The sequence below is a fragment of the Hydrogenophaga sp. L99 genome (assembly GCF_058731905.1).
The window spans coordinates 2476334-2498617 of record NZ_CM178972.1 but is presented as its reverse complement, the minus strand read 5'-3'; the positions used below and the strand labels follow the sequence as shown (position 1 = coordinate 2498617).

Here is a 22284-nt window from a genome sequence, read left to right as displayed (position 1 = left end):
CAGGAGACACCGACATGAAAACCACCATGAAATTCGCACTCATCCCTTTGGCCGCCCTGGTGCTCGCGGGTTGTACATCGTCGCCCTCAGGTGCTGACTACGACAAAATGACCGCCGATGTGGTGAAAGCGTCGTTCCAGGACCGTGGCATTGCCAAGCTCGACCGCCTGCAGCAAGACGACGCCAATCGCGAGTGCAGCGCTGCCGATGTCGCGGGCAAACCGCTGGACGAAAAGGTGGCCAAGGCCATCGAAGAAGCCAACCTCAAGACCGTGAAGTGGCCCAGCGACGGCAAGTTTCTCGGCGACTGGAAAGAGGGCGAAAAAATTGCCCAGAGCGGTCGCGGTTTGACGTGGAGCGATGCTGCGGGTTCGGCCAACGGCGGCAACTGCTACAACTGCCACATGATCGGCAAGGAAGAAATTTCCTTCGGCAATCTTGGCCCCAGTCTGTACAACTATGGCAAGCTGCGCGGCGTGACCGATCCGAACGCCGCGGCCTCCAAGGCTATTGTCGAATACACCTGGGGCAAACTTTGGAACGCCCGTGCCTACAACGCCTGCTCACAAATGCCGCGTGCCGGCCACATGGGTATCTTGAACGAAAAGCAGATTCAGGACGTAATGGCGCTCCTGCTGGATCCCGCTTCACCGGTCAACAAGTGATCATGTGATGTGGCTTTGCGCACAGGACGCCTGACCTGCGCGCATGTCCCGGCCAGCTTCGGTTGGTCGGGCATTTCGACTAAAAATTTGGTGCAAATATCAGTAATCAATTGTTAAGGAATGTTTATGAGCTTCAGTCGTCGTGAATTCATGCAGGTGCTCGCCGTGGCCAGTGCGACCGGTATGGCCATCGGCCAAAAAGACGTGCTGGCTGCCGCGCCCGGCGCGGGCGAGCGTTTGTACGACGTGCCCAAATTCGGCAATGTCAGCTTCTTGCACTTCACCGACTGCCACGCTCAGTTGCAGCCCATCTATTTTCGCGAACCCAATGTGAATCTGGGGGTGGCCGAGGCGCTGGGTCGCCCGCCGCACATCGTGGGTGAGGGCTTGCTCAAGCATTACGGCTTCAAGCCCAACACGGCCGAAGCGCACGCGTTCACCTACCTGAACTTCTCGCAAGCCGCCAAGACCTTTGGCAAGGTGGGTGGTTTCGCCCACTTGGCCACGCTGGTTAAGCAGATCAAAGCCAGCCGCCCCCATGCCTTGCTGCTCGACGGTGGCGACACCTGGCAGGGCAGTGCCACTTCGCTGTGGACCAACGGTCAGGACATGGTTGACGCGTGCAAGCTGCTGGGCGTGAACATGATGACGCCCCACTGGGAATTCACCTTTGGTGCCAAACGGGTTCAAGAGATTGTCGAAAAAGACTTCAAAGGTCACATCGACTTCCTGGCGCAAAACGTCCAGACGTCCGATTTCGGCGACCAGGTGTTTGCGCCGTATTCCATGCGCGAAATGAACGGCGTGAAGCTGGCCGTGATTGGTCAGGCGTTCCCCTACACCCCCATTGCCAACCCGCGCCACATGGTGCCTGACTGGTCGTTCGGCATCCAGGACGAGCACATGCAGAAGATGGTGGACGAGGCGCGCTCCAAAGGCGCGCAGGTAGTGGTCGTGCTGTCGCACAACGGCATGGACGTGGACATCAAGATGGCTTCGCGCGTGCGGGGCATCGACGCCGTGCTGGGCGGCCACACCCACGACGGCATGCCCGCCCCCGTGATCGTGAAAAACAGCGGTGGCCAGACCCTGGTGACCAACGCCGGCTCCAACAGCAAGTTTCTGGGCGTGCTCGACTTCGACGTGCGCGGTGGCAAGGTACAAGACTTTCGCTACAAGTTGCTGCCCGTGTTCTCGAACCTGCTTCCGGCAGACAAAGAGATGCAGGCCCACATCGACAAGGTGCGCGCGCCTTACAAAGAAAAGCTGGAAGAAAAGCTCGCCGTTACCGAAGACCTGTTGTACCGCCGCGGCAACTTCAACGGCTCGTGGGATCAGGTTATTTGTGATGCGCTGATGGACGTCAAGGGTGCTGACATGTCGTTCTCGCCTGGCGTGCGTTGGGGCACATCGCTGCTGCCTGGTGACGTGATCACCTACGAGCGCATGATGGACCAGATGGCGCTGACCTACCCGGCCACCACGCTCAACGAATTCACCGGCACCCAGATCAAGGAAATTCTGGAAGATGTGGCAGACAACCTGTTCAACCCTGACCCGTACTACCAGCAGGGCGGCGACATGGTGCGCATCGGCGGCATGCAGTACAGCTGTACCCCGGGTGCGGCGGCCGGCAAGCGCATCAACAACATGACGCTCAAAGGCAAGCCCATTGACGCCGACAAAAAGTACAAAGTGGCCGGTTGGGCCTCGGTGCAAGAAGGCGTGCAGGGCGAGCCCATCTGGGATCTCGTTTCGGGTTATCTGCGCGACAAGAAGGTGATCAAAGGCGTCAAGATCAACACGCCCACCATCATCGGCATGGAAGGCAACCCGGGTATCGCTGCCTGATCCGGTCCGCTCCGCCAAACGAAGCCGCCAGCCGCACCGGCCTGGGGGCTTTTTTGTCTGTGGAACCTACCTGGCAGTCACCGAGGCGGCCGCTGTGCCAGCCCGGCAGACCTTATGCTTGGCGCCATGCTCAAGCCTTTGCCCATTTTTGATCCGCGCCAGGTGCCTGTGGTGCAAGGTGCGCAGGCCGATGGCTTGTGTGCGCCTGCCGCCCACCGGCTGACGCCGCAGGGTTTGCGCCAGCTGTTCGCCAGTCCGCCCATCTGGACGCCCGAGCTGCGGGAGGAAAAGATGTTTGCCGACCGTGCGCCGGCCCAGGCGGCGGTGCTGCTGCCCCTGGTCATGCGCGAGCAGCTGATGCTGATCTTGACGCAGCGCACGTTGCATTTGTCTACCCACTCGGGGCAAATTGCGCTGCCGGGTGGCAAGCTCGACGCCACAGATGCCAGCGCCACGGCGGCGGCGCTGCGCGAAACGCACGAAGAAATTGGCCTGCCACCCGAGCGCGTGGAGGTGCTGGGTACCTTGCCGGTGTATGTCACGGGCACCGCGTTCACCGTGACACCCGTGGTGGGGCTGGTGCAACCGGGATTCGCCTTGCAGCCCAACCCGCAGGAGGTGGACGACGTGTTTGAGGTGCCGCTGGCTTACCTCATGAACCCGCTGCACCACCGTCGCCACGCCTGGACATTTAAGGGGGTGGTGCGCGAGTGGTATTCCATGCCTTACCAGGACGGCGCCCAGGAGCGCTTCATCTGGGGCGCCACGGCCGGCATGTTGCGCAACTTCTACCGCATGCTCAGCGCATGAGTGGCCAGGGGTGGCCGTTTGGGCGGTCTCTGAGGGGGCCACCGGCACGGCGGTCGGCACCTGCGCCGCTATGATGACGCCATGAGTTTTTTCGCCATCCTGATCGCGCTGTTGCTGGAGCAGGCCCGCCCGCTCGCGCACGACAACCCGGTTCACGCGGGCTTGCGTGGCTGGGCCCGCATGGTGCGCCGCAACCTCGACGCCGGACAATCGGCCCACGGCTGGACGGCCTGGGCGCTAGCGGCGGGCGTGCCCGCGCTGGTGGCGGGTCTGGTTTACTGGGGACTGTGGCAATTCAGCACCGTGCTTGCTTTTGTGTGGATGGTCGGGGTGTTGTATGTGACCCTGGGTTTCCGGCAGTTCAGCCACCATTTCAGCGAGATCCGGCAGGCGCTGGACGTGGGCGACGACATGGCTGCGCGGGAAAAGCTGGCGCAATGGCTGCAAGTGGACGCCAGCAGCCTGCCCCGCACCGAGCTGTTGCGCCAGGTGATCGAGCATTCGGTGCTGTCGGCCCACCGCCATGTGTTTGGTGTGCTGGTTGCGTTCGTCGTGTTCTGGGTGCTTGGCCTGGGGCCTGCGGGCGCGGTGCTGTACCGCATGGCCGAGTACCTGTCGCGCAACTGGCGCGCTCGCCCCGACGGCACCCCCAGCGAAGCCTTGCGCCGTGCCGCCGCGCTGGCTTGGCAATGGGTCGACCACCTGCCAGCCCGCGTGACGGCACTGGGCTTTGCCATTGTGGGCAACTTTGAAGAAGCGGTGGCGAGCTGGCGGGGTGACGCCGAACGCTTTGCACCGGGCAGCGACGGTGTGGTGCTCGCCGCCACGTCGGGCGCGCTCAACGTGCGGCTGGCGTCGCAGCCGGAGAGCGCCGATCCCATTGACGATGCCGACAACAGCTTGCGCCCCGAGCCCCAGTTGGCGCATCTGGGTAGCGTGGTGGGCCTGGTGTGGCGCACCGTGGTGCTCTGGATGCTGCTGCTGGCTTTGTTGACGCTGGCCCGGCTGGTGGGCTGAGCGCAGACGCCTCCGCTCTCAGCCGCTCAGTAGCGCCGCTTGTTCGACAGTTCGTCGAACAGTTCCCGGTAGATCTGGTAGCGGTAAGGGTTGATGGCCAGGGCATCGTTGGCCGAAGGCTCGTCACCGGTCTGTACATGCGACACCACGGCGCAACCGGGTTCGTGCAAATGGGTGCAGTTGTAAAAACGGCAGGTGCCCAGGTTGGCGCGCAGGTCGGGCATCAGGTGCGCCAGCTGCATGGGTTCGATGTGGTTGAGGCCAAATTCCTGGAAACCTGGCGAGTCGATCAGGGCGGTCTGGCGTTGCTCGTCCACCCAATACCAGGTGGTGCTGGTGGTGGTGTGCTTGCCCGAATTGAGCGCGCGAGAAATTTCACCGGTGAGCGCTCGCGCGTGCGGCACAAGCCGGTTGACCAAGGTGCTTTTGCCCACGCCCGAAGGTCCGAGCACCAGGGTGCGTTTGCCGGCCAATCGGGCTTGCAGCTCGTCCAGCCCGGCTTCGGTGGTGGCGGCGGTTTCACCTTTGAGGCGCAAGGGCAGTACCGCACAGCCCATGCGGCGGTAGGGCGCCAGGCGTGCCCAGGCGCGGTCAAAGCCCGGCTGCACGTCGCTCTTGTTGAGCACGATCAGCACGTCGATGTGCTCGGCCTCGGCCGCGATCAGCGCGCGCGCGAGTTGGCTTTCTGAAAACTCGGGGTCGGCTGCCACCAGCACGAGTATCTGGTCCAGGTTCGCCGCAAACGACTTGGTCCGCATCTCGTCCTGGCGGTAAAACAGGTTGCGCCGCGTCTGCACGCGCTCGATGCTGCCTTCGTCGCCCGTGGTCTGCCACAGCACCTGGTCACCCACGACGACTTGGCTCTTTTTGCCGCGGGGGTGGCAAATGCGGCGTTCGCCGTCGGGGCTTTCCACCAGACAGTGCCGCCCGTGGGCCGCCACCACCAAGCCTTCAGTCGGGGGTGTCGTCGCAGCGCTGGCCCCAGCGGGCTGCGGGGTGTGGTTGCGCTTCAAGCGGTGCGCCCTGCGGGTGTGAGGCGGTGCATTCAGGCTTTCAGCAGGGCGTCAACCGCCGCCGCACAGAAGAAGTCGCTCACCGAAATGCCGCCCACGTCGTGCGTGTTGAAGCGCACGGTGCAACGGCTGTAGCCCAGGGCCAGGTCGGGGTGGTGGTCTTCGCGGTGCGCCACCCAGGCCAGCGCGTTCACGAAGGCCATGGTTTCGTGGAAGTTGGTGAAGGTGTAGGTCTTCTCCAGCGCGCCGTCGATGAGCTTCCAGCCTTGGGCGGCATCGCCGTTGAGCTGGGTGAGTTGCGTCACGATTTCGGTGGCCGACAGGGCGCGGCGGTTTTGGTGAATGGGGTTCATGGTGTCGGTGTGCCTTCAGGCAGGCGTGGCGGTGTGGGTGGGGCTGGCGGCCAGCAGGCGGGCCAGGCGCTCGCTGGCGGGCGGGTGCGAGTAATAAAACCGCGCGTAAACCGGGTCGGGAGTGAGCGTGCTGGCATTGTCCTTGAAGAGCTTGAGCAATGCGCTGGCCAGATCCGCCCCATTGGTCTGGGCCATGGCGTAGGCGTCGGCTTCAAATTCGTGGCTGCGCGACATGCCTGCCATCAGCGGTGAAAGGAAAAAAGTGAGCAGAGGCACCGCCATCATGAACAGCAGCAGGGCCAGGGCGTCGTTGGGTGCATCCAGCGCCGGCATGACGCCCAGCCCGGTGTAAAACCAGGCTTGTCCAGACAACCAGCCCAGCAGCGCGAAGCCCAGCAGGCTCAAGCCAAACATAAGCGCAATACGCTTGATGATGTGGCGGCGTTTGTAGTGGCCCAGTTCGTGCGCCAGCACGGCATCAATTTCGGCCGGGTTGAGCTGCTGCAACAGGGTGTCAAAAAACACCACGCGCTTGGCGGCGCCAAAACCGGTGAAGTACGCGTTGGCGTGGGCGCTGCGCTTGCTACCGTCCATGACAAACAAGCCCTTGGCCGCAAAGCCGCAGCGCTGCATCAGCGCGTTCACACGGGCCTTCAGCGTTTCGTCTTGCAGCGGCTCAAATTTGTTGAACAAAGGCGCGATCACTGTGGGGTACAGCACCAGCGCCAGCAAGTTGAACGCCATCCACACGCCCCAGGCCCAGAGCCACCAGGTGGCGCCTGCCGCGCCCATGAGCCACAACACCAGCGCTGCGATGGGCAGCCCCACCAGGGCACCCACGAGCGCGCCCTTGACCAGGTCACCCAGCCAAAGGGAGAGCGTCATTTTGTTGAAGCCAAAGCGCTCTTCAATGCGGAACGTGGCCCACCACCCCAACGGCAGCGTAATCAGCCCGCCAATGAGCGTGAAAGCTGCCAGCAAGGCCAGTTGTTGCACCATGCCGCCACCCAGTGCGCCCAGCAGCGTCTGGTTGAGCCAGTCCAGCCCGCCCAGCAGCGTCCAGCCGAGCAGCAGCGCGGCGTCAATGGCCAGCTCCAGCAAGCCAAAGCGCGACTTGGTGATGGTGTAGTCGGCCGCCTTTTGGTGGGCGGGCAGTGAAATGGTGTGGCTGAAAGCCGCCGGCACGGTGCCGCGGTGCCGGGCCACATGCCGTATCTGGCGGCTCGCCAGCACGGTGCGCGTGATCAGGCTGAGCACCAGCAGGGCGCAGAAGACGGCGGTGAAAATCAATGATTCGGTGTCCATGCCAGCGAGTCTATCGAAGACCGTACCCGCCGCGGCGCACGGACCACAGGTTTCCCCTCGCTCCGGCGGGCGACTGTGCCGGATCGGCGAAAATCACGCCATGACATCGACCAACCCCATTGAAATTCCCGCCGCCGCGACCCCGGCAACTGTGCCTACCTTGGTCAAAAGTGACCAGAACCTGGTCTGGATCGACTGCGAAATGAGCGGGCTCGACCCGGAAAAGGAGCGCTTGCTGGAAATTGCGGTGGTGATCACCGGCCCGCAACTGACGCCCCGGGTGGAAGGCCCGGTGCTGGTGATTCACCAGAGCGACGCCGTGCTGGGTGCCATGGACAACTGGAACAAGGGCACGCACGGCCGCAGTGGCCTGATTGACAAGGTACGCGCCAGCACCGTGACCGAAGAGCAGGCGCAGGCCGAGTTGCTGGCGTTTATTGGCAAATACGTGCCCAAAAACAGCTCGCCCATGTGCGGCAACACCATTAGCCAAGACCGCCGCTTTCTGGTGAAGTTCATGCCCAAGCTGGAGGCGTATTTTCACTACCGCTGCCTGGACGTGAGTACGCTCAAAGAATTGGCCAAACGCTGGAGCCCGGCGGTGTACGACGCGTTTAAAAAGCACCAGAAACACACCGCCTTGGCCGATGTGCACGAGTCGATTGACGAACTTGAGCACTACCGCACGCACTTTTTGCGCTGAAGCGCGCCCATCTGGCTGGTGCTGCAAGGTGTTGGCTTGGGCCCCGCCGATGTGGCGCGGGCTGCGTGCAGCATGTCAAAATTGAGACAATTGCGCGAATTTTCTATGACAAAAAAATCCAAATCCCGTTTCGTCTCGAAGTACCAAGACGTGCTGCAACTCGGCGCGGCCGTTTTGTTCCTGATCCTGGTTGGTGTGTACGCCTCGCTCACCGGCGCCTCCACGGTGGGTCTCGCGTCGTCGGCCGTGTGGCTGCTGATTGTGGCAGCGGCTGTGGGCGCTTACATGGCCATGAACATTGGCGCCAACGATGTGGCCAACAATCTGGGCCCTGCTGTGGGTTCAGGCGCCATCACCATGGGCTGGGCCATTCTGATCGCCGCGGTTTTTGAAGTCTTGGGTGCCATCGTGGCCGGGGGCGAGGTGGTGGGCACCATCAAGGGCGGCATCATCGACGCAGATCAAATTGCCGACCCCAGCCGGTTCGCCTGGGTCATGTTTGCGGCGCTGCTGGCCGGCGCGCTCTGGCTGAATCTCGCCACCGCAGTGGGCGCACCCGTGTCCACCACACACTCCATCATTGGCGCCGTCATGGGCGCGGGTATTGCTGCGGGTGGATGGGGCCTGGTCAACTGGAGCACCATTGGCGCCATTGTGGCGAGCTGGGTTATTTCGCCCCTCATGGGCGGCGCCATTGCGGCGGGCTTCCTCTACGTCATCAAGCGCAGCATCACCTACCGGGCTGAAAAAACCGAGGCGGCCACCCGCATGGTGCCGTGGCTCATCGCTGTCATGGTGTGGGCCTTTGGCACCTACATGATGCTCAAAGGTCTGGGGCAGTTGGTCAAGGTTGGCTTCGTGACGGCGCTGCTGGCCGGTGTGCTCATGGCCGCTGTGGCCTGGGCATTGGTCCGCAAGCCGGTGGCGCGCATGGCGGCACGCCAGGACAACAGCAAAGATGGTGTGAACCGCTTGTTCACCTGGCCGCTGGTGTGCTCGGCCGCATTGTTGAGCTTTGCCCATGGCGCCAACGACGTGGCCAACGCCATTGGCCCCCTTGCGGCTATTTACGAAGCGGTGAAGTCGGGCGCAGTGGCCACCAAGGCCGCAACGCCCCTGTGGATCATGGTGCTGGGTGCGCTGGGCTTGGCCATTGGTCTGGCTTTGTATGGCGCCAAGCTGATTCGCACCGTGGGCAAGGAAATCACCGAGCTGGACAACATGCGTGCGTACTCTATTGCCATGGCGGCCACGCTCACCGTGATCGTGGCGGCCCAGCTGGGAATGCCGGTGTCCACCACGCACGTGACCATTGGTGCGGTGTTTGGTGTGGGTTTTCTGCGCGAGTTGCTGAAGGTGAACTACGCCAAGATGGAGGCCGTGGTGTTTGCGGGCCACCAGGGCCAAGACCGGGCCGAGGTTGAGGCGTATCTGCAGCGCTTCGAGGCGGCCGAGGTGTTGGAGAAAAAACGCATGCTGGCCGACATGAAGCGCCGAACCAAAGCACGCGAGGAGGCCGAAGGCGCCCTGTTTGCCAAGAGCGAGCGCAAGGCCCTGAAGAAAGCCTACAAGCAGGAAATCGTCAAACGCTCGGCGGTCATGCGCATCGTGGCCGCCTGGATCGTGACCGTGCCGGCCACCGCGGTGCTGGCGGCCATCCTCTTCCACATCGTGGCAGCCGTGCTCAGTTGAGCCGCGTGTAAAAATAATTCTAGGGTTTTCCCTAAAATCTGCCATAATCAGTGGCTGCGCAGGAAACTGCGCATATTGTGCATCTGCCTCACACTCAGAGTCCTGATGCCGTCGGGAAGCCAATAGCCAAACCGCTCAAGCTTCCCCAATGACGGCCACGACCGTGACAGCCACCCACCTTCGGCGGGTCTTCACGGTTGATGTTTATCTCCAGGGCCCATGCGCCATCCTCTGCCAGATTCCTGATCTGACGAGCGGCGCTCTTCGTTTGATGGTTGATGTTTTTGCCAACCACGAATGAAGCAGCCTGACCCTGCGGCACCGGCTTTGCCCGTCTGCCCGGAACAGTTCCCGCTTTGCTCGATCACGTGCGCGCCATTTTTTTGCGCACAGGATGATGGAACATGAACGACTCACTGGATTTCTCCGACAACACCCGCGACGAATTTTCGCCTGCGCAAGACGCTTTTATCGCTGAAGTGGCCGACGTGGCCGTGGAAGCCGCTCCTGAAACCGACGCTGTGGCCGACGCCGCACCGGTGGTAACCGAGCCCAACGGCTTTGAATTGCTGGGCCTGGCGCCCGAGCTGGTGCAAGCCTGTGTCGACTTGGGTTACACCAAGCCCACCCAGGTTCAAAACAATGTGGTGCCCAAGGCCATGTTGGCCGAAGGCGAAGCCCGTTTTGCCGACCTGATGGTTTCCAGCCAGACCGGTAGCGGCAAGACCGCTGCTTTCTTGCTGCCCGTGCTGCACACGTTGCTGCAACAGCAAGCCCAGGCAGAAGCCCAAGAGCGCGCCGACTTCGACCGCTCCGTGGCCGAAGCCCTGGCACGCGGTGAAGTTGCCCCCAAGCGCCCCAAGCGCAAAGACCCCACCAGCGCACGCAACTTCAAGGCCGCCACCCCCGGCGCCCTGATCTTGTGCCCTACCCGCGAACTGGCCCAGCAGGTGGCGCAAGACGCCATCGACCTGGTGCGCCATTGCCGCGGCCTGCGCATTGCCAACGTGGTGGGCGGTATGCCTTACCAGGTGCAGATTGCACGCCTGCAAAACGCCGATCTGGTGGTGGCCACCCCTGGCCGCTTGCTGGATCTGCAGCGCTCGCAGCAAATCAAACTCGACAAAGTGCAGTTCCTGGTGGTTGACGAAGCCGACCGCATGCTCGACCTGGGCTTCTCCGACGACCTGGCCGATGTCAACGACATGACCAGCCAGCGCCGCCAGACCATGATGTTCTCGGCCACGTTTGCCCCCCGCATTCAGCAGCTCGCCATGCGCGTGATGCACGACGGCGGCAAGCACGTCCAGAAAATCCAGATCGACAGCCCGCAAGAGCAGCACGTCAACATCCAGCAAAAGCTGTTCTGGGCCGACAACGCCCAGCACAAGCGCACGCTGCTCGACCACTGGTTGCGCGACACCACCATCAACCAGGCCATTGTGTTTTGCAGCACGCAAATTGAATGCGACGGCCTCGCCACCGACTTGCAACAGTCCGGCTTTGCCGCCGTGGCCTTGCATGGCGCACTGAGCCAGGGCATTCGCAACCGCCGCCTGATGGCGCTGCGCGACGGCCAGGTGCAGATTCTGGTGGCCACCGATGTGGCGGCCCGCGGTATTGACGTGCCCACCATCACCCACGTGTTCAACTTTGGCCTGCCGATGAAAGCCGAAGACTACACGCACCGCATTGGCCGCACCGGCCGTGCCGGCCGCGATGGTCAGGCCATCACGTTTGCCGAAATGCGCGACCGCCGCAAGATCTTCGACATTGAAGCCTTCACCCGCCAGCGCATTGCCGTTGAAACCATCCCTGGCATGGAGCCGCGCCAGCGCGCTCCGTCCGCCGAGCCGTTTGGACGCGGTGGTGCCCCCGGTGGCCGCCCAGGCGGCCGTGGCAACAGCAACGACCGCTTTGCCGACCGCCGTGGCGCGCCAGCACCGCGTGGCCCGCGTTTCGAAGGCCGTGGTGACGCACCGCGCTTTGAAGGTCGCGGTGATGCGCCTCGCTTCGAAGGCCGTGGTGATGCACCCCGCTTCGAAGGCAACCGTTTCGAGCGCGAAGCCCCTCGCAGCGAAAACCGCTTTGACAACCGTGGCGACAGCCGCCCTGCAGGCCGTGGTTTTGGTGACAAGCCGCCAGCACGCGCTGGTTTCGGCGCCAAGCCAGCTGGTTTCTCCAGCTTTGGCCGCCCAGACAGTCGCCCCGACACCCGCGGTGGTGACCGTTTCAGCGACCGCGGCAACTCCGAGCGCGCTGCCATGCGCGGTGGTGAGTTCGCTCCCCGCCGCCCTGAAGGTGGCGCACCGGCTCGCCCCGTGGCGCGTCGCAGCCCACGCTGAGTGCACCAAAGGGCCCTCGGGCCCATAAAAAAGCCGGACCTTGTGTCCGGCTTTTTTTTGCCTGTGCGGGTCTGACTCGGCGGTCGAACAGCGAGGGCGCTGTTCAGCACAGCCTTGCGGACAAGGCTGTCAGATCTGAGCAGCCTTGAGTTGTCTGGTCGCCACCAAGGCAGACAAAAAACCATGCAGCCACCGCAGGTCCAGCGGCTTTTTCAGAAACACCGTGTCGGCTGGCAGCCCGCCCTTGGCCTTCACTTCGCCCTCGCTGAGCCCTGAGATCGCCACCAGCAGCATGGAGGCAAACGCCGGGTTGCTGCGCAGCGAGTGCAGCAACTCAAAGCCGTCCACGCCGGGCATGCTCAGATCGGTCAGCAACACATGCGGTCGCAGCGTCCCAATTTGTAGCAGCGCTTCCACCGCAGAAGACATCAGCGTGCAGGACAAAGGCAGACCCCACTGTTCGGTTGCGGCACGCACCACTTCCAGCGTCACCAAGTCGTCATCGACCACCAACACCCGCAGCATCGGGTTGCTTTCAGGGCCGCTTGAGCCCTGGTTTCCGTGCCGGGCTTGGTAATCGCGCAGAGACTGGTTGGCAATACGGCGGTGGCCGCCTTGGGTTTTCCACGCCTCAAGCTCGCCCCGTTCCACGAGCGACTGCACGGTGCCCACCGACAGGCCGAGCATGCGAGCTGCTTCAAAAGTGCCACAGTAATCGGAAGATGTAGACATGTGTTGAACCGACAAAATTAGATAGATCGTCTTATTTTGACATTTTTCTATTGTTGTTTGCACATTTTGTGTACTGAACGCGCCATTGCGTTCGGGTTGAGAAAGGGGAGGGGCCAATCCTGCAAACCTGGTGCGGTGTTTTGGTTCCCCGGTCAGTGCCACCAAACGATCCTCCAACCTCGGTGGGAAGGCTTTGAAAGCCGCGCGCCTCAGGGAAGGTCACCCTACCTACCGCGGTATCTCCATCGTCAACTCCACCCGCCGGTTGAGCGCCTTCTCCGAAGGACTCTGTGCATCGCTGATCGGGCGGGTATCGGCATAGCCAGTGGCTTGCAGCCGCTGCGGTGCAATGCCGCGCTCAATCAAATACCGGGCCACGCTGGCGGCGCGGCCGGTTGACAGCTCCCAGTTGGACGGGAACCGCTCGGTCTGTATGGGGACGTTGTCCGTGTGGCCTTCGACCACCAGGCGCAGCTCGGGTTGGGCGTTCAGCACGGGCAGTAGGGTGTCCAGCACCGAAAGCCCGCCCTGGGCCAGACTGGCGGCGCCGGAGCTGAACAAGATTTCACTGCTGATACGAAGGCGAACGCCGGTGTCGCTTTTCACCACTTCAATATCTTTGCCCAGCTGCTCCAGCGGCAGCCCGGCCAGGGGATCGGTGGCGGCGGGCAGCGCCACCGGCAGGGGCACGGGCGGCACGATGTCGGGCGACACCTGGGTGGGCACCGGTGCTGCGGCCACGGGGTCTGGCTGCGGGTGTTCAGCGTCGGTGGTGGTTTCGCCGTTGGGCGGCCCGGCCAACGACAGCATGACCACCATCATCACCAACAGCAGGGTGATGACGTCCAGGTAGGTCATCAGCCAGCTTTCTTCTTGCGCTTCCATCACGGGCTCGATGTGCCAGCGGTTGGCCGTGTGGCGTGGGCGTGCGCTGGGTGGGGGTGCGTGGTTTGGCGCTGGTTGGTTGTTAGTTAGCGCTGCGTTGGGCGGCGTGTCAGGCGCTGCGCCAAACGCGTTGTCACGCTCAAGCGGGTCCAGGGTTTTCATGGGTCAACGCGCCTGCTCAGGTGGGCCGTTGGCCGGCACCGTATCCTGCAGCGTTGCGCTGTCCGTCGTAAATTTCATCGTCGTAGCGGGCTGCAAAGGTTTTGAGCGTTTCGCGCATCACGGCTGGGGTGCGGCGGTTGCACATCATCGAAATGCCTTCCATGACCATGTTCATCAAGATCAGGCGCTGTTCGGTCCGGCGCTCCAGCTTCACCGCCACCGGTTTGAACACCAGGTTGGCCAGCAGCACGCCGTAAAACGTGGTCATGAGGGCAATACCGAGTTGCTTGCCAATCGCGTTCATGTCGCCTGCACCCAGTAGGTCCATGAGGTTGATCAAACCCAGCAAGGTGCCCAGCATGCCAAAGGCTGGCGCGTAGTTGGCCATGACGCGAAACAGCTGGGCTTCAGCGGTTTCTTTGGCCCGCATGCGGGTGATACGCCATTGCAGCAGGTCCAAAATGTCGGTCTCTGGCGTGCGGTCGATGATGAGCTGCACGCCGGTGCGCAGAAACGGGTTGGTCACCTGGGCCAGCGCCTGTTCAACGGCGCGCAGATCGCCCTGGATCCACAGGCGCGACATGCGCACCAGCTCGTCAATGTCTTTGCTGGTGTTGAGCCGGTCGTGGCGAAACACCGTACCCACCAGGTGGAAAATCCGCAGCACCTCGCGCAGCGGGTAGCTCAGAAACGTGGCGGCCAGCGTGCCGCCCAGCACGATGGCCAGGCCCGGCACGTCGACGAACAGCATCGGGTCGTCCACAGCGAACAGCAGCACCACCGCGAGAAACGCGGTGCTGACCAGAATGCCGATCAGGGTAGAGGGATTCAAACGGAACGCTCCAGGGAAAAGATCACATCATTTTCCTTGGGGCGGGTGCCGGCCAAAGGCCGGAACAGGGTGGTTTTTTGGGTGCTCTTCAGCGCATACCGTTGCGCTGCGCCAGCTCAACAAACAGGGCCGAGTGGTCCAGGTCGCCCAGCCCGTGTTCGGTGGCTTGGGCAAAGAGCTGTTCAAACAGGCCAGTGATGGGCGCTTCAAAGCCAATTTCGCCGGCCGTGGCCAGCGCGTTGCGCATGTCTTTGAGCTGCACGGTGATGGCCGCGCGTTTGGTGAAGTCGCGTTCAACCATGCGCTGGCCATGCACCTGCAAGATGCGGCTGTCGGCAAAACCGCCGGTGATGGCTTGCTTGACCTTGGCCATGTCGGCGCCACCTTTTTCGCAGAGCAACAGGGCTTCGGCCACTGCGCCAATGGTGATGCCCACAATCATCTGGTTGGCCAGTTTGGCCAGCTGGCCGGCGCCGTGTGGGCCCACATGCGTGGGGCGCCCCAGCAGTTCCAGCAGCGGCTGTGCGCGCTCAAAGTCGGCGGCTTCCCCGCCCGCCATGATGGCGAGCGTGCCTTGTTCAGCGCCCACCGTGCCGCCCGACACGGGGGCGTCGAGGTGCTGCACACCCTGTGCTTGCAGCCGGGCGGCGTGCTCGCGTGCCTGGCGCGGCTGTATGGACGACATGTCCACCACCAGCGTGCCCGGGCGCAGGGCAGGGGCGGCGCCTTGGGCTAACAGCACGTCTTCCACCACGGCGCCGTTTTCCAGCAGCGTGATGACGATGTCGGCCTGGGCCACGGCTTCGGCCGGTGTTTCAGCCACACGGGCGCCGAAGGGCAGCAGGCGCTCGGCCTTGGTTTTCGAGCGGTTCCACACGCTCACGGTGCAACCGGCTTCACACAAGCGGCGCGCCATGGGAAAACCCATCATGCCGATGCCGAGCACGGCCACCTGGGCCGGTTGTTGAGAAGGTTTCTGGGACGCGGTAGAGGTGTTCACGTGGGTCTTCTTCGGGTGGTCGATGGGGTCTGCAAGAGAGGCGTTTTGAAAATTGTAGGTGGAGTGTGGCGGGGGTGCGTGACACAATGCCGACGCATGAAAGCCCCCCAACGCCCCGACCCGGCCTGGCTGGACAGCCAGTACAACAACCGCGCCCTGGTGCCCGAGCACGCGAGCCATTTTGAGCGCTGGGCCCGAGATTCCGCCGCGGCCCGAGCCGATGGCGATGCCCTGCTGGACGTGGCCTACGGGCACGGCAACGGTGAAACGCTGGACATTTTTCCCGCCGCGCGCCAGCCGGGCACGGCGCCCGCACCGGTGCTGGTGTTCATTCACGGCGGCTACTGGCGCAGCCTGGACAAAGCCGACCACTCGTTTCTGGCACCGCCTTTTGTGAAGCAGGGCGCCTGCGTGGTGGTGCCCAACTACGCGCTGTGCCCGGCGGTCACCATTCCAGACATCACGATGCAAATGGTGAAAGCGCTGGCCTGGGTGTACCGCCACATCGCCACCCATGGCGGTGACCCGAGCCGTATCACGGTGGTGGGCCATTCGGCCGGTGGGCACCTGGCCGCCATGCTGCTGGCCTGCCAATGGCCCACCTACCAGGCCGACTTGCCAACGGCACTGGTGAAAAACGCGCTGTCTATTTCAGGCCTATACGACCTGGAGCCGCTGCGCCACACACCGTTTTTGGCCGACTCGCTGCGGCTCACGCCCGAGCAGGTGAAGCAAGCCAGTCCGGCGCTGCTGCCGTCGCCTGTGGTGCATGGTGGGCGCGGGGTGCTTTACACCGTGGCCGGGGGCAACGAGAGCGCTGAGTTTTTGCGCCACAACCAGTTGATCCAGCAGGTCTGGGGCCGCGGTGTGGTGCCAGTGTGCGAAGCCCTGCCGGGCCTGAACCACTTCAGTGTGTTGGAGGCGCTGGTGCAGTCCGGGCACCGGTTGCACCAGCTGGCACGCCAGCTGCTGAAGGCGTAGGCCCAGCCCTGTCCGGCGCGACGTGCTTGACGCCAGGATGCGGTGGAACCGGCTTGGCCGGACCACTCGCATTGCCCCCTGATGTGCTGAGGGCTGCGGCTCCAAGTCTGCCCGCGCAGATTTGGACAGCCCGACGTGACGTCGGCTCTGCCGGTGGTGCGGCCTGCAAGGCACGCCGCAGGCGGCGCGGGGGGCCCTACATAAACAGGTGTTCACCGGCGTTTTCGCCGCCCAGCACCACGTAGTTCACCTTTTTCAAGTCCGCCAGCTTGGTGCCGCCCGAATAGCTGATGGAGCTTTGCACGTCCTGCTCCATTTCAATCAGCGTGTTGGCCAGCTTGCCCTTGATGGGCTCCAGAATGCGCTTGCCTTCCACGTGCTTGTATTCGCCCTTGTTGAAGTCGCTGGCCGAGCCGTAGTATTCCTTGAACAAGGCGCCGTCCACCTCCACGGTTTTGCCGGGTGACTCTTCGTGGCCGGCAAACAGCGAACCGATCATGACCATGGACGCGCCAAACCGGATGCTCTTGGCAATGTCGCCATGGCTGCGGATGCCGCCGTCGGCAATGATGGGCTTGGTGGCCACGCGGGCGCACCACTTGAGCGCGCTCAGCTGCCAGCCGCCAGTGCCAAAGCCGGTTTTCAGCTTGGTGATGCACACCTTGCCCGGCCCCACGCCCACCTTGGTCGCGTCGGCGCCCCAGTTTTCCAGATCAATCACGGCTTCGGGCGTGGCCACGTTGCCGGCAATCACGAAGCTGCTGGGCAGCTTGCCTTTGATGTAGCCGATCATGTCGCGCACGCTGTCGGCATGGCCGTGGGCAATGTCGATGGTGATGAATTCCGGCACCAGGCCCTCAGCCGCCAGCGTGTCCACCGTGGCGCGGTCGGGCGCTTTCACGCCCAGCGAAATGGAGGCATAAACACCCTTGGCATGCATGTCGCGCACGAACTGCACGTTGTCCAGGTCGAACCGGTGCATCACATAAAAGTAGCCGTGTTGCGCTAGCCACAGGCTGATGGATTCGTCCACCACCGTCTTCATGTTGGCGGGCACCACCGGCAGGCGAAACTTGCGCCCTCCCAGCTCCACGCCCGCGTCGCACTCTGAACGGCTTTCCACGCGGCATTTGCGCGGCAGCAGCAGGATGTTGTCGTAGTCAAAAATTTCCATAAAAACCAGGCTCCAGAAAACTGTTGTGTGTGAACAGGGAGAGCGCTTGGCTTGGGTCCGGTCTTCTGTCCGGCCGGAACCCATCCGGCCAAAAAGAAACCGGGCGCAAGAATCTTGGGCCCGGTGATCGATTCTAGGCGCAACCAACCAGCAGCAACAGGCCGTGTGACCCGTGGCGCCCATATAGGTTTTATACAGATGGGCGTATACCCGGCGCGCGCAGGCTGGCCTTCCTACAATCAAGCGCATGTTGTTTGAAGAATCCGTCTCTCCGTCCCCGCTGCTCGCGGGCCTCAATGCCGAACAGGGTGCCGCCGTGACGCTGCCCGCCGAGCACGCGCTCATCCTCGCGGGTGCCGGCTCGGGCAAAACCCGCGTGCTCACCACCCGCATTGCCTGGCTGCTGCAGACCGGGCAGGTCACGCCGGGCGGCATTTTGGCGGTGACCTTCACCAACAAGGCCGCCAAGGAAATGATGACCCGGCTGGGCAGCATGCTGCCGATCAACGTGCGCGGCATGTGGATCGGCACCTTTCACGGCCTTTGCAACCGGTTTTTGCGCGCCCATTACAAGCTGGCCAACCTGCCGCAGACGTTTCAGATTCTGGACACGCAAGACCAGCTGTCGGCCGTGAAGCGGCTGTGCAAGCAGTTCAATGTGGACGACGAGCGCTTTCCGCCCAAGCAGATTCAGTATTTCATCAGCGGCTGCAAAGAAGACGGCCAGCGCCCAGCCGACGTGGTGGCCCGCGACGAAGAGACGCGCAAGAAGGTCGAGCTTTACGCGCTTTACGAAGATCAATGCCAGCGCGAAGGTGTGGTGGATTTCGGTGAGCTGATGCTGCGTTCGTATGAAGTGCTGCGCGACAACGACCCGGTGCGCGAGCACTACCAGCGGCGCTTTCGGCACATCCTCATTGACGAGTTTCAAGACACCAACCGCCTGCAATACGCGTGGATCAAGATGTTCAGCGCGCCGCCGGTGGAGGGCTTGAGCGGCCCCGGCAACGCCGTGTTTGCCGTGGGCGACGACGACCAGAGCATTTACGCGTTTCGCGGAGCACGCGTGGGCAACATGACCGACTTTGTGCGCGAGTTTCGGGTGCGCCACCAGATCAAGCTGGAGCAAAACTACCGCAGCGCCAGCAACATTCTGGATTCGGCCAACGAACTCATCAGCCACAACAGCCACCGCCTGGGCAAAAACCTGCGCACCGACGCCGGTGCGGGCGAGCCGGTCCGTGTGTTTGAAGCCACCAGCGACTTTGCCGAAGCGCAGTGGATGGTGGACGAGATGAAGCAGCTCGCGCGCGAAGACATGCCGAAAACCGAAATGGCCGTGCTTTACCGCAGCAACGCGCAAAGCCGGGTGGTGGAAACCGCGCTGTTCAACGCCGGCTTGCCGTACCGCGTGTATGGCGGTCTGCGCTTTTTTGAGCGCGCCGAAATCAAGCACGCGCTGGCCTACCTGCGCCTGCTGGAAAACGCCAATGACGACACCAGCTTCATGAGGGTGGTGAACTTCCCGCCGCGCGGCATTGGGGCGCGCAGCATCGAGCAGTTGCAAGACGTGGCGCGCAGCTCGGGCTGTTCGCTGCACGACGCGGTGAGCGCCGTCACCGGCCGGGCCGGCGTGGCCATTGGCGGTTTTGTGGCCAAGCTCGATGTGCTGCGTGAGCAAAGCGTGGGCATGACGCTGAGCGAAATCATTGAACTGGTGCTGGAGCACAGCGGCCTGCTGGAGCACTACCGTGCCGAGCGCGAAGGGCAAGACCGGGTGGAAAACCTGGAAGAACTGGTGAGCGCGGCCAAGAGCTTTGTGGGCATCGAAGGCTTTGGCCGCGACGCCGTGGCGCGCACGGTGGATGCGCAGGGGCAGCCGCTCACGCAAAGCCCGGCCAGCCAGGGGCTGGACGCCTCGTTGCCGATGCTCGACGAACCGCTGGCGCCTGACGCCGACACCGGCGAAACCATGAGCCCGCTCGCGGCCTTTCTCACGCACGCGGCGCTGGAATCCGGCGACAACCAGGCCCAGGCCGGTCAAGACGCGGTGCAGCTCATGACGGTGCACGCCGCCAAGGGCCTGGAGTTTGACTGCGTGTTCATCACCGGCATGGAAGAGGGTTTGTTCCCGCACGAAAATTCCATGAACGACCGCGACGGGCTGGAAGAAGAGCGCCGCCTGATGTACGTGGCCATCACCCGCGCACGCAAGCGCCTGTATCTGAGCCATTCGCAAACGCGCATGCTGCACGGGCAGACGCGCTACAACCTGAAGAGCCGCTTTTTTGACGAGCTGCCAGCCGCCTGCCTGAAGTGGCTCACGCCGCAGCAGCCCGCCTGGGGTGCGGGCGGTGGTGCTGGTGGATCGGGCGGCACAGGCAGCTGGCAAAACGGCAAGCGCAGCTTTGGCGCTGCACCGGTGTTGCAGCCGTCATGGTCGCCCGGGTTTGCCGAGCGCGGCGACCCCAAAGGCCTGGGCCAAAACGCGCCCGAGCCCGACCGCGGCACCGACGTGAAAGCCGGCAAAAAGGTGTTCCACAACAAATTTGGTGAGGGCAAAGTGCTGGCCATTGAAGGCGCCGGCGCCGACGCCCGCGCGCAGGTGAACTTTTCTCGCCATGGGGTGAAGTGGCTGGCGTTGAGCGTGGCCAAACTGACGCCTGTGGACGACTGACTTGCGGCGGTCTGCTGCGCGTTTCGTCGGTGGGGGCCACAAAAAAGCCGTGACCGGCGAGCCGGTCACGGCATAAAAAATCACGCGGTCTCTGATTGCAATTGCTTGCTCCGCGCAACCTTGGAGAAAAAAGCAGATGGCACGCCCTCGGCGCGCCATTCGTTTACATCAGAAGTCGTGGCGCACGCCCACGGCGTAGCGCTGTGTATCGACCTGCTTGACGCCAGCAGCGGTTTTGCGTTCGTTGGTGCGGTAACCAGCGTACACGCGGGTGCGCTTGGACAGGGTGTAGGTGGCGCCCAAACCGAAGCCGTTGGCTTTGAGGGTGGTGGTGCCGTTGACTTCGGTCTCGCTGTTGGCATAGCCAGCCGACAGGCTGACTGCGCCCAGTGGCACGGTAACGCCCACCGAGATTTCGCTGTCGTCACCCGCGGTTGCGGTAGCACCATCACGCATGTTGTAGCCTGCCGAAATGCTGGCCACGCCCAAGTTGTAGGAGCCAGCCACCGTGGTGTATTTGTTCTTGGTCTTTTCGTCCTGGTGGCCCAGAGCGACGTTCAGCGCGCCGGCCTTGTAGCCAACCATGAATCCCACCAGGGTGTCATCTGCGCCAGCGGTTTGTTCGAAAGCATAGTTCACGCCGCCATACACACCGCCCATTGACGGCAGGTCGTAGCGCAACATGTTGGCGAAACGGCTGGAGAAGTCGCCACCCGAGCTGAACACACCATTGGAAGCCGGTGTGAACGAAGAGTCGAACACATCGCTGCTGTAGGCCAAAGCGCGGACATCGTCGAGCACCGTGGTCATGCGACCGGCGCGAACCTGACCAAAGCCACCCGACAAGCCCACGGTGGACGCACCGTGGAAAGTCGTTGCGTTCGTGTACTGACCGGTGGACAGGTTGATGCGCTGCTCCAGCTGGAAAGTGGCCTTCAGGCCGCCACCCAGATCTTCGGTACCGCGAAAGCCCAGGCGCGACGTGGTCAGGCCGCCGTCAAACACTTTTGATTCGCTGGACTTGCCAAGCGTCTTTTCAGCGCCCACTGCGAGGTCGGCGCGGCCATAGATGGTCACAGAAGACTGCGCCAGTGCGGCACCGGAAGCGGCCAGAACGGCCAGAGCGATAAGGGATTTTTTCATGAGGGTTTCCAAAAAAGTTTGTCGCAAGGTTTTTTGACTCGCGCCCGTTGCCGATTGCAATCAGGTGAACGTATTGAAACAACCAAACAAAAAATCTCTGTGACACAAGCCGTATTTGCCCTAAGTGTTGCGGTTTGGCAACTTGGTGTGTTCGGGGCTTGCGGTTTCAACCCTGGCCGAGCGGGTGTCCTGTGATGCTGCGCGCTTTGAGCAGCCTGAAAAGACGTTGGGGTGGGTGCAACCAGGCTGCTGCCCTCGTGGTGTCATGAAGTGAGATGGCTTGGCGCTGTCGCGAGGCAGAAGCCCAAGTTGCTGATCAAGCGCAGGCCTGCTGGCACTGAATCCGAGGGGTGAACCCTGTGGGCAGGGGTTTCAACAAGGTGGGGTTTTGAAGGATCCGCAGGCCTTGATGCGGCTGCGGATCAAGCAGCCGGCGAAAGCGGCTGCTTGGGCGCGAAGGCTGCTGCTGAAGGTTTAAACGGCGGGTTTACCGTTACGGTTTGGCTGCAGCCTTGCTTGGCTCGTCCGGCAGTTCGCCCACTTGCACAGAGATACCCAGCAGCACCGCTTTGCTGGTGTAGTAGCGGTCCAGGCGCCATTCGCTCAGCAGCTCCAGGGCAAGGCCAAAGTCGTCGTAATCGAGTTGGTACAGGTCCGAAAGCTTGAAGGGCTCTTCCGACTCCAGTGCGACCACCAAAGCCGACAGAATTTTGGCCTCGGGTTTGCCAGGGTTGCGCTCGATCAGCTTGCGGGTTTTTTTCAGTGCTCTCATAAACGGCCTCTGGCTCTCAACGGTTGATACAGGCGGATGAGGTCTATTTGCCTCGTCTTTGCCACTTGTGATGGAGCATAACCAGCGCCACGCCCTGTGTGATGACAAAACAGTGGCAGTTTCGTGACGAGCAGGGCGAGGCAATAGGCACCTGGGCTCCCGGCCTGATACC

At 62.8% G+C, this 22284-nt stretch carries 19 protein-coding genes; 9 read left to right on the top strand and 10 right to left on the bottom strand.

Translation table 11 applies throughout. The annotated features are described in order from the left end of the window. The first annotated feature begins 14 nt into the window (after positions 1-14). The 4 genes from soxX (at position 15) to AC4QBL_RS11880 (ending at position 4343) form a co-directional block, all read left to right on the top strand. Positions 15-665, top strand: coding sequence for a sulfur oxidation c-type cytochrome SoxX (gene soxX, locus AC4QBL_RS11895; RefSeq protein ID WP_472901950.1), 651 nt, complete (start codon positions 15-17; stop codon positions 663-665). A 126-nt stretch (positions 666-791) separates the two neighbouring features. Then, the gene (gene soxB, locus AC4QBL_RS11890) at positions 792-2516 is read left to right on the top strand and encodes a thiosulfohydrolase SoxB (RefSeq protein WP_472908127.1); all 1725 of its coding nucleotides are present in this window, start codon (positions 792-794) and stop codon (positions 2514-2516) included. 126 nt (positions 2517-2642) lie between these two features. Beyond that, a complete protein-coding gene (locus tag AC4QBL_RS11885; RefSeq protein ID WP_472901948.1) occupies positions 2643-3326 on the top strand; it encodes a CoA pyrophosphatase in 684 nt (227 codons plus the stop codon). Between the two features lie 81 nt (positions 3327-3407). Beyond that, complete coding sequence (locus tag AC4QBL_RS11880; RefSeq protein WP_472901947.1) at positions 3408-4343, top strand: CobD/CbiB family protein; 936 nt, start codon at positions 3408-3410, stop codon at positions 4341-4343. Between the two features lie 26 nt (positions 4344-4369). Here the strand turns inward: AC4QBL_RS11880 and rsgA are convergent, their stop codons facing one another. Genes rsgA through AC4QBL_RS11865 form a run of 3 tightly spaced genes read right to left on the bottom strand, consistent with a single transcriptional unit; the run spans position 4370 to position 7014 of the window. Continuing rightward, positions 4370-5356, bottom strand: coding sequence for a ribosome small subunit-dependent GTPase A (gene rsgA / locus AC4QBL_RS11875; protein ID WP_472901946.1), 987 nt, complete (start codon positions 5354-5356; stop codon positions 4370-4372). Between the two features lie 32 nt (positions 5357-5388). Next, positions 5389-5709, bottom strand: coding sequence for a 4a-hydroxytetrahydrobiopterin dehydratase (locus AC4QBL_RS11870; RefSeq protein ID WP_472901945.1), 321 nt, complete (start codon positions 5707-5709; stop codon positions 5389-5391). A 15-nt stretch (positions 5710-5724) separates the two neighbouring features. After that, a complete protein-coding gene (locus AC4QBL_RS11865; protein WP_472901944.1) occupies positions 5725-7014 on the bottom strand; it encodes a M48 family metallopeptidase in 1290 nt (429 codons plus the stop codon). Between the two features lie 100 nt (positions 7015-7114). Here AC4QBL_RS11865 and orn point away from each other — a divergent pair, with 100 nt between their 5' ends. From orn to AC4QBL_RS11850, 3 genes are all read left to right on the top strand, one after another. Continuing rightward, on the top strand, positions 7115-7717 hold the full coding sequence (gene orn / locus AC4QBL_RS11860; RefSeq protein WP_472901943.1) for an oligoribonuclease: 603 nt from the start codon (positions 7115-7117) through the stop codon (positions 7715-7717). A gap of 105 nt (positions 7718-7822) precedes the next feature. Next, a complete protein-coding gene (locus tag AC4QBL_RS11855; protein WP_472901942.1) occupies positions 7823-9409 on the top strand; it encodes an inorganic phosphate transporter in 1587 nt (528 codons plus the stop codon). A 404-nt stretch (positions 9410-9813) separates the two neighbouring features. Continuing rightward, entirely contained in the window at positions 9814-11754 is a 1941-nt protein-coding gene (locus AC4QBL_RS11850) for a DEAD/DEAH box helicase (protein ID WP_472901941.1), read from the top strand. Between the two features lie 129 nt (positions 11755-11883). Here AC4QBL_RS11850 and AC4QBL_RS11845 read toward each other — a convergent pair whose 3' ends face one another. From AC4QBL_RS11845 to AC4QBL_RS11830, 4 genes are all read right to left on the bottom strand, one after another. Then, complete coding sequence (locus AC4QBL_RS11845) at positions 11884-12486, bottom strand: response regulator (RefSeq protein ID WP_472901940.1); 603 nt, start codon at positions 12484-12486, stop codon at positions 11884-11886. 228 nt (positions 12487-12714) lie between these two features. Then, positions 12715-13533, bottom strand: a complete 819-nt coding sequence (locus AC4QBL_RS11840; RefSeq protein WP_472901939.1) for an OmpA family protein — start codon at positions 13531-13533, stop codon at positions 12715-12717. A 16-nt stretch (positions 13534-13549) separates the two neighbouring features. Next, positions 13550-14365, bottom strand: coding sequence for a motility protein A (locus AC4QBL_RS11835; RefSeq protein WP_472901938.1), 816 nt, complete (start codon positions 14363-14365; stop codon positions 13550-13552). 88 nt (positions 14366-14453) lie between these two features. After that, a complete protein-coding gene (locus AC4QBL_RS11830; protein ID WP_492131660.1) occupies positions 14454-15296 on the bottom strand; it encodes an NAD(P)-dependent oxidoreductase in 843 nt (280 codons plus the stop codon). Between the two features lie 165 nt (positions 15297-15461). Here AC4QBL_RS11830 and AC4QBL_RS11825 point away from each other — a divergent pair, with 165 nt between their 5' ends. After that, a complete protein-coding gene (locus tag AC4QBL_RS11825) occupies positions 15462-16346 on the top strand; it encodes an alpha/beta hydrolase (RefSeq protein WP_472901936.1) in 885 nt (294 codons plus the stop codon). A 196-nt stretch (positions 16347-16542) separates the two neighbouring features. On the opposite strand, the gene AC4QBL_RS11820 is transcribed toward AC4QBL_RS11825, so the two are convergent. Beyond that, complete coding sequence (locus AC4QBL_RS11820) at positions 16543-17520, bottom strand: GMP reductase (protein WP_322303625.1); 978 nt, start codon at positions 17518-17520, stop codon at positions 16543-16545. A gap of 247 nt (positions 17521-17767) precedes the next feature. Between AC4QBL_RS11820 and AC4QBL_RS11815 the strand changes: the two genes are divergently transcribed. Then, positions 17768-20197: a UvrD-helicase domain-containing protein gene (locus AC4QBL_RS11815; protein ID WP_472901935.1), complete on the top strand. Its 2430-nt coding sequence runs from the start codon at positions 17768-17770 to the stop codon at positions 20195-20197. A gap of 168 nt (positions 20198-20365) precedes the next feature. Here AC4QBL_RS11815 and AC4QBL_RS11810 read toward each other — a convergent pair whose 3' ends face one another. Both AC4QBL_RS11810 and AC4QBL_RS11805 read right to left on the bottom strand, forming a co-directional pair. Further along, complete coding sequence (locus AC4QBL_RS11810) at positions 20366-21340, bottom strand: porin (RefSeq protein ID WP_472901934.1); 975 nt, start codon at positions 21338-21340, stop codon at positions 20366-20368. A gap of 493 nt (positions 21341-21833) precedes the next feature. Then, complete coding sequence (locus tag AC4QBL_RS11805) at positions 21834-22112, bottom strand: hypothetical protein (RefSeq protein ID WP_472901933.1); 279 nt, start codon at positions 22110-22112, stop codon at positions 21834-21836. Positions 22113-22284: the final 172 nt, after the last annotated feature.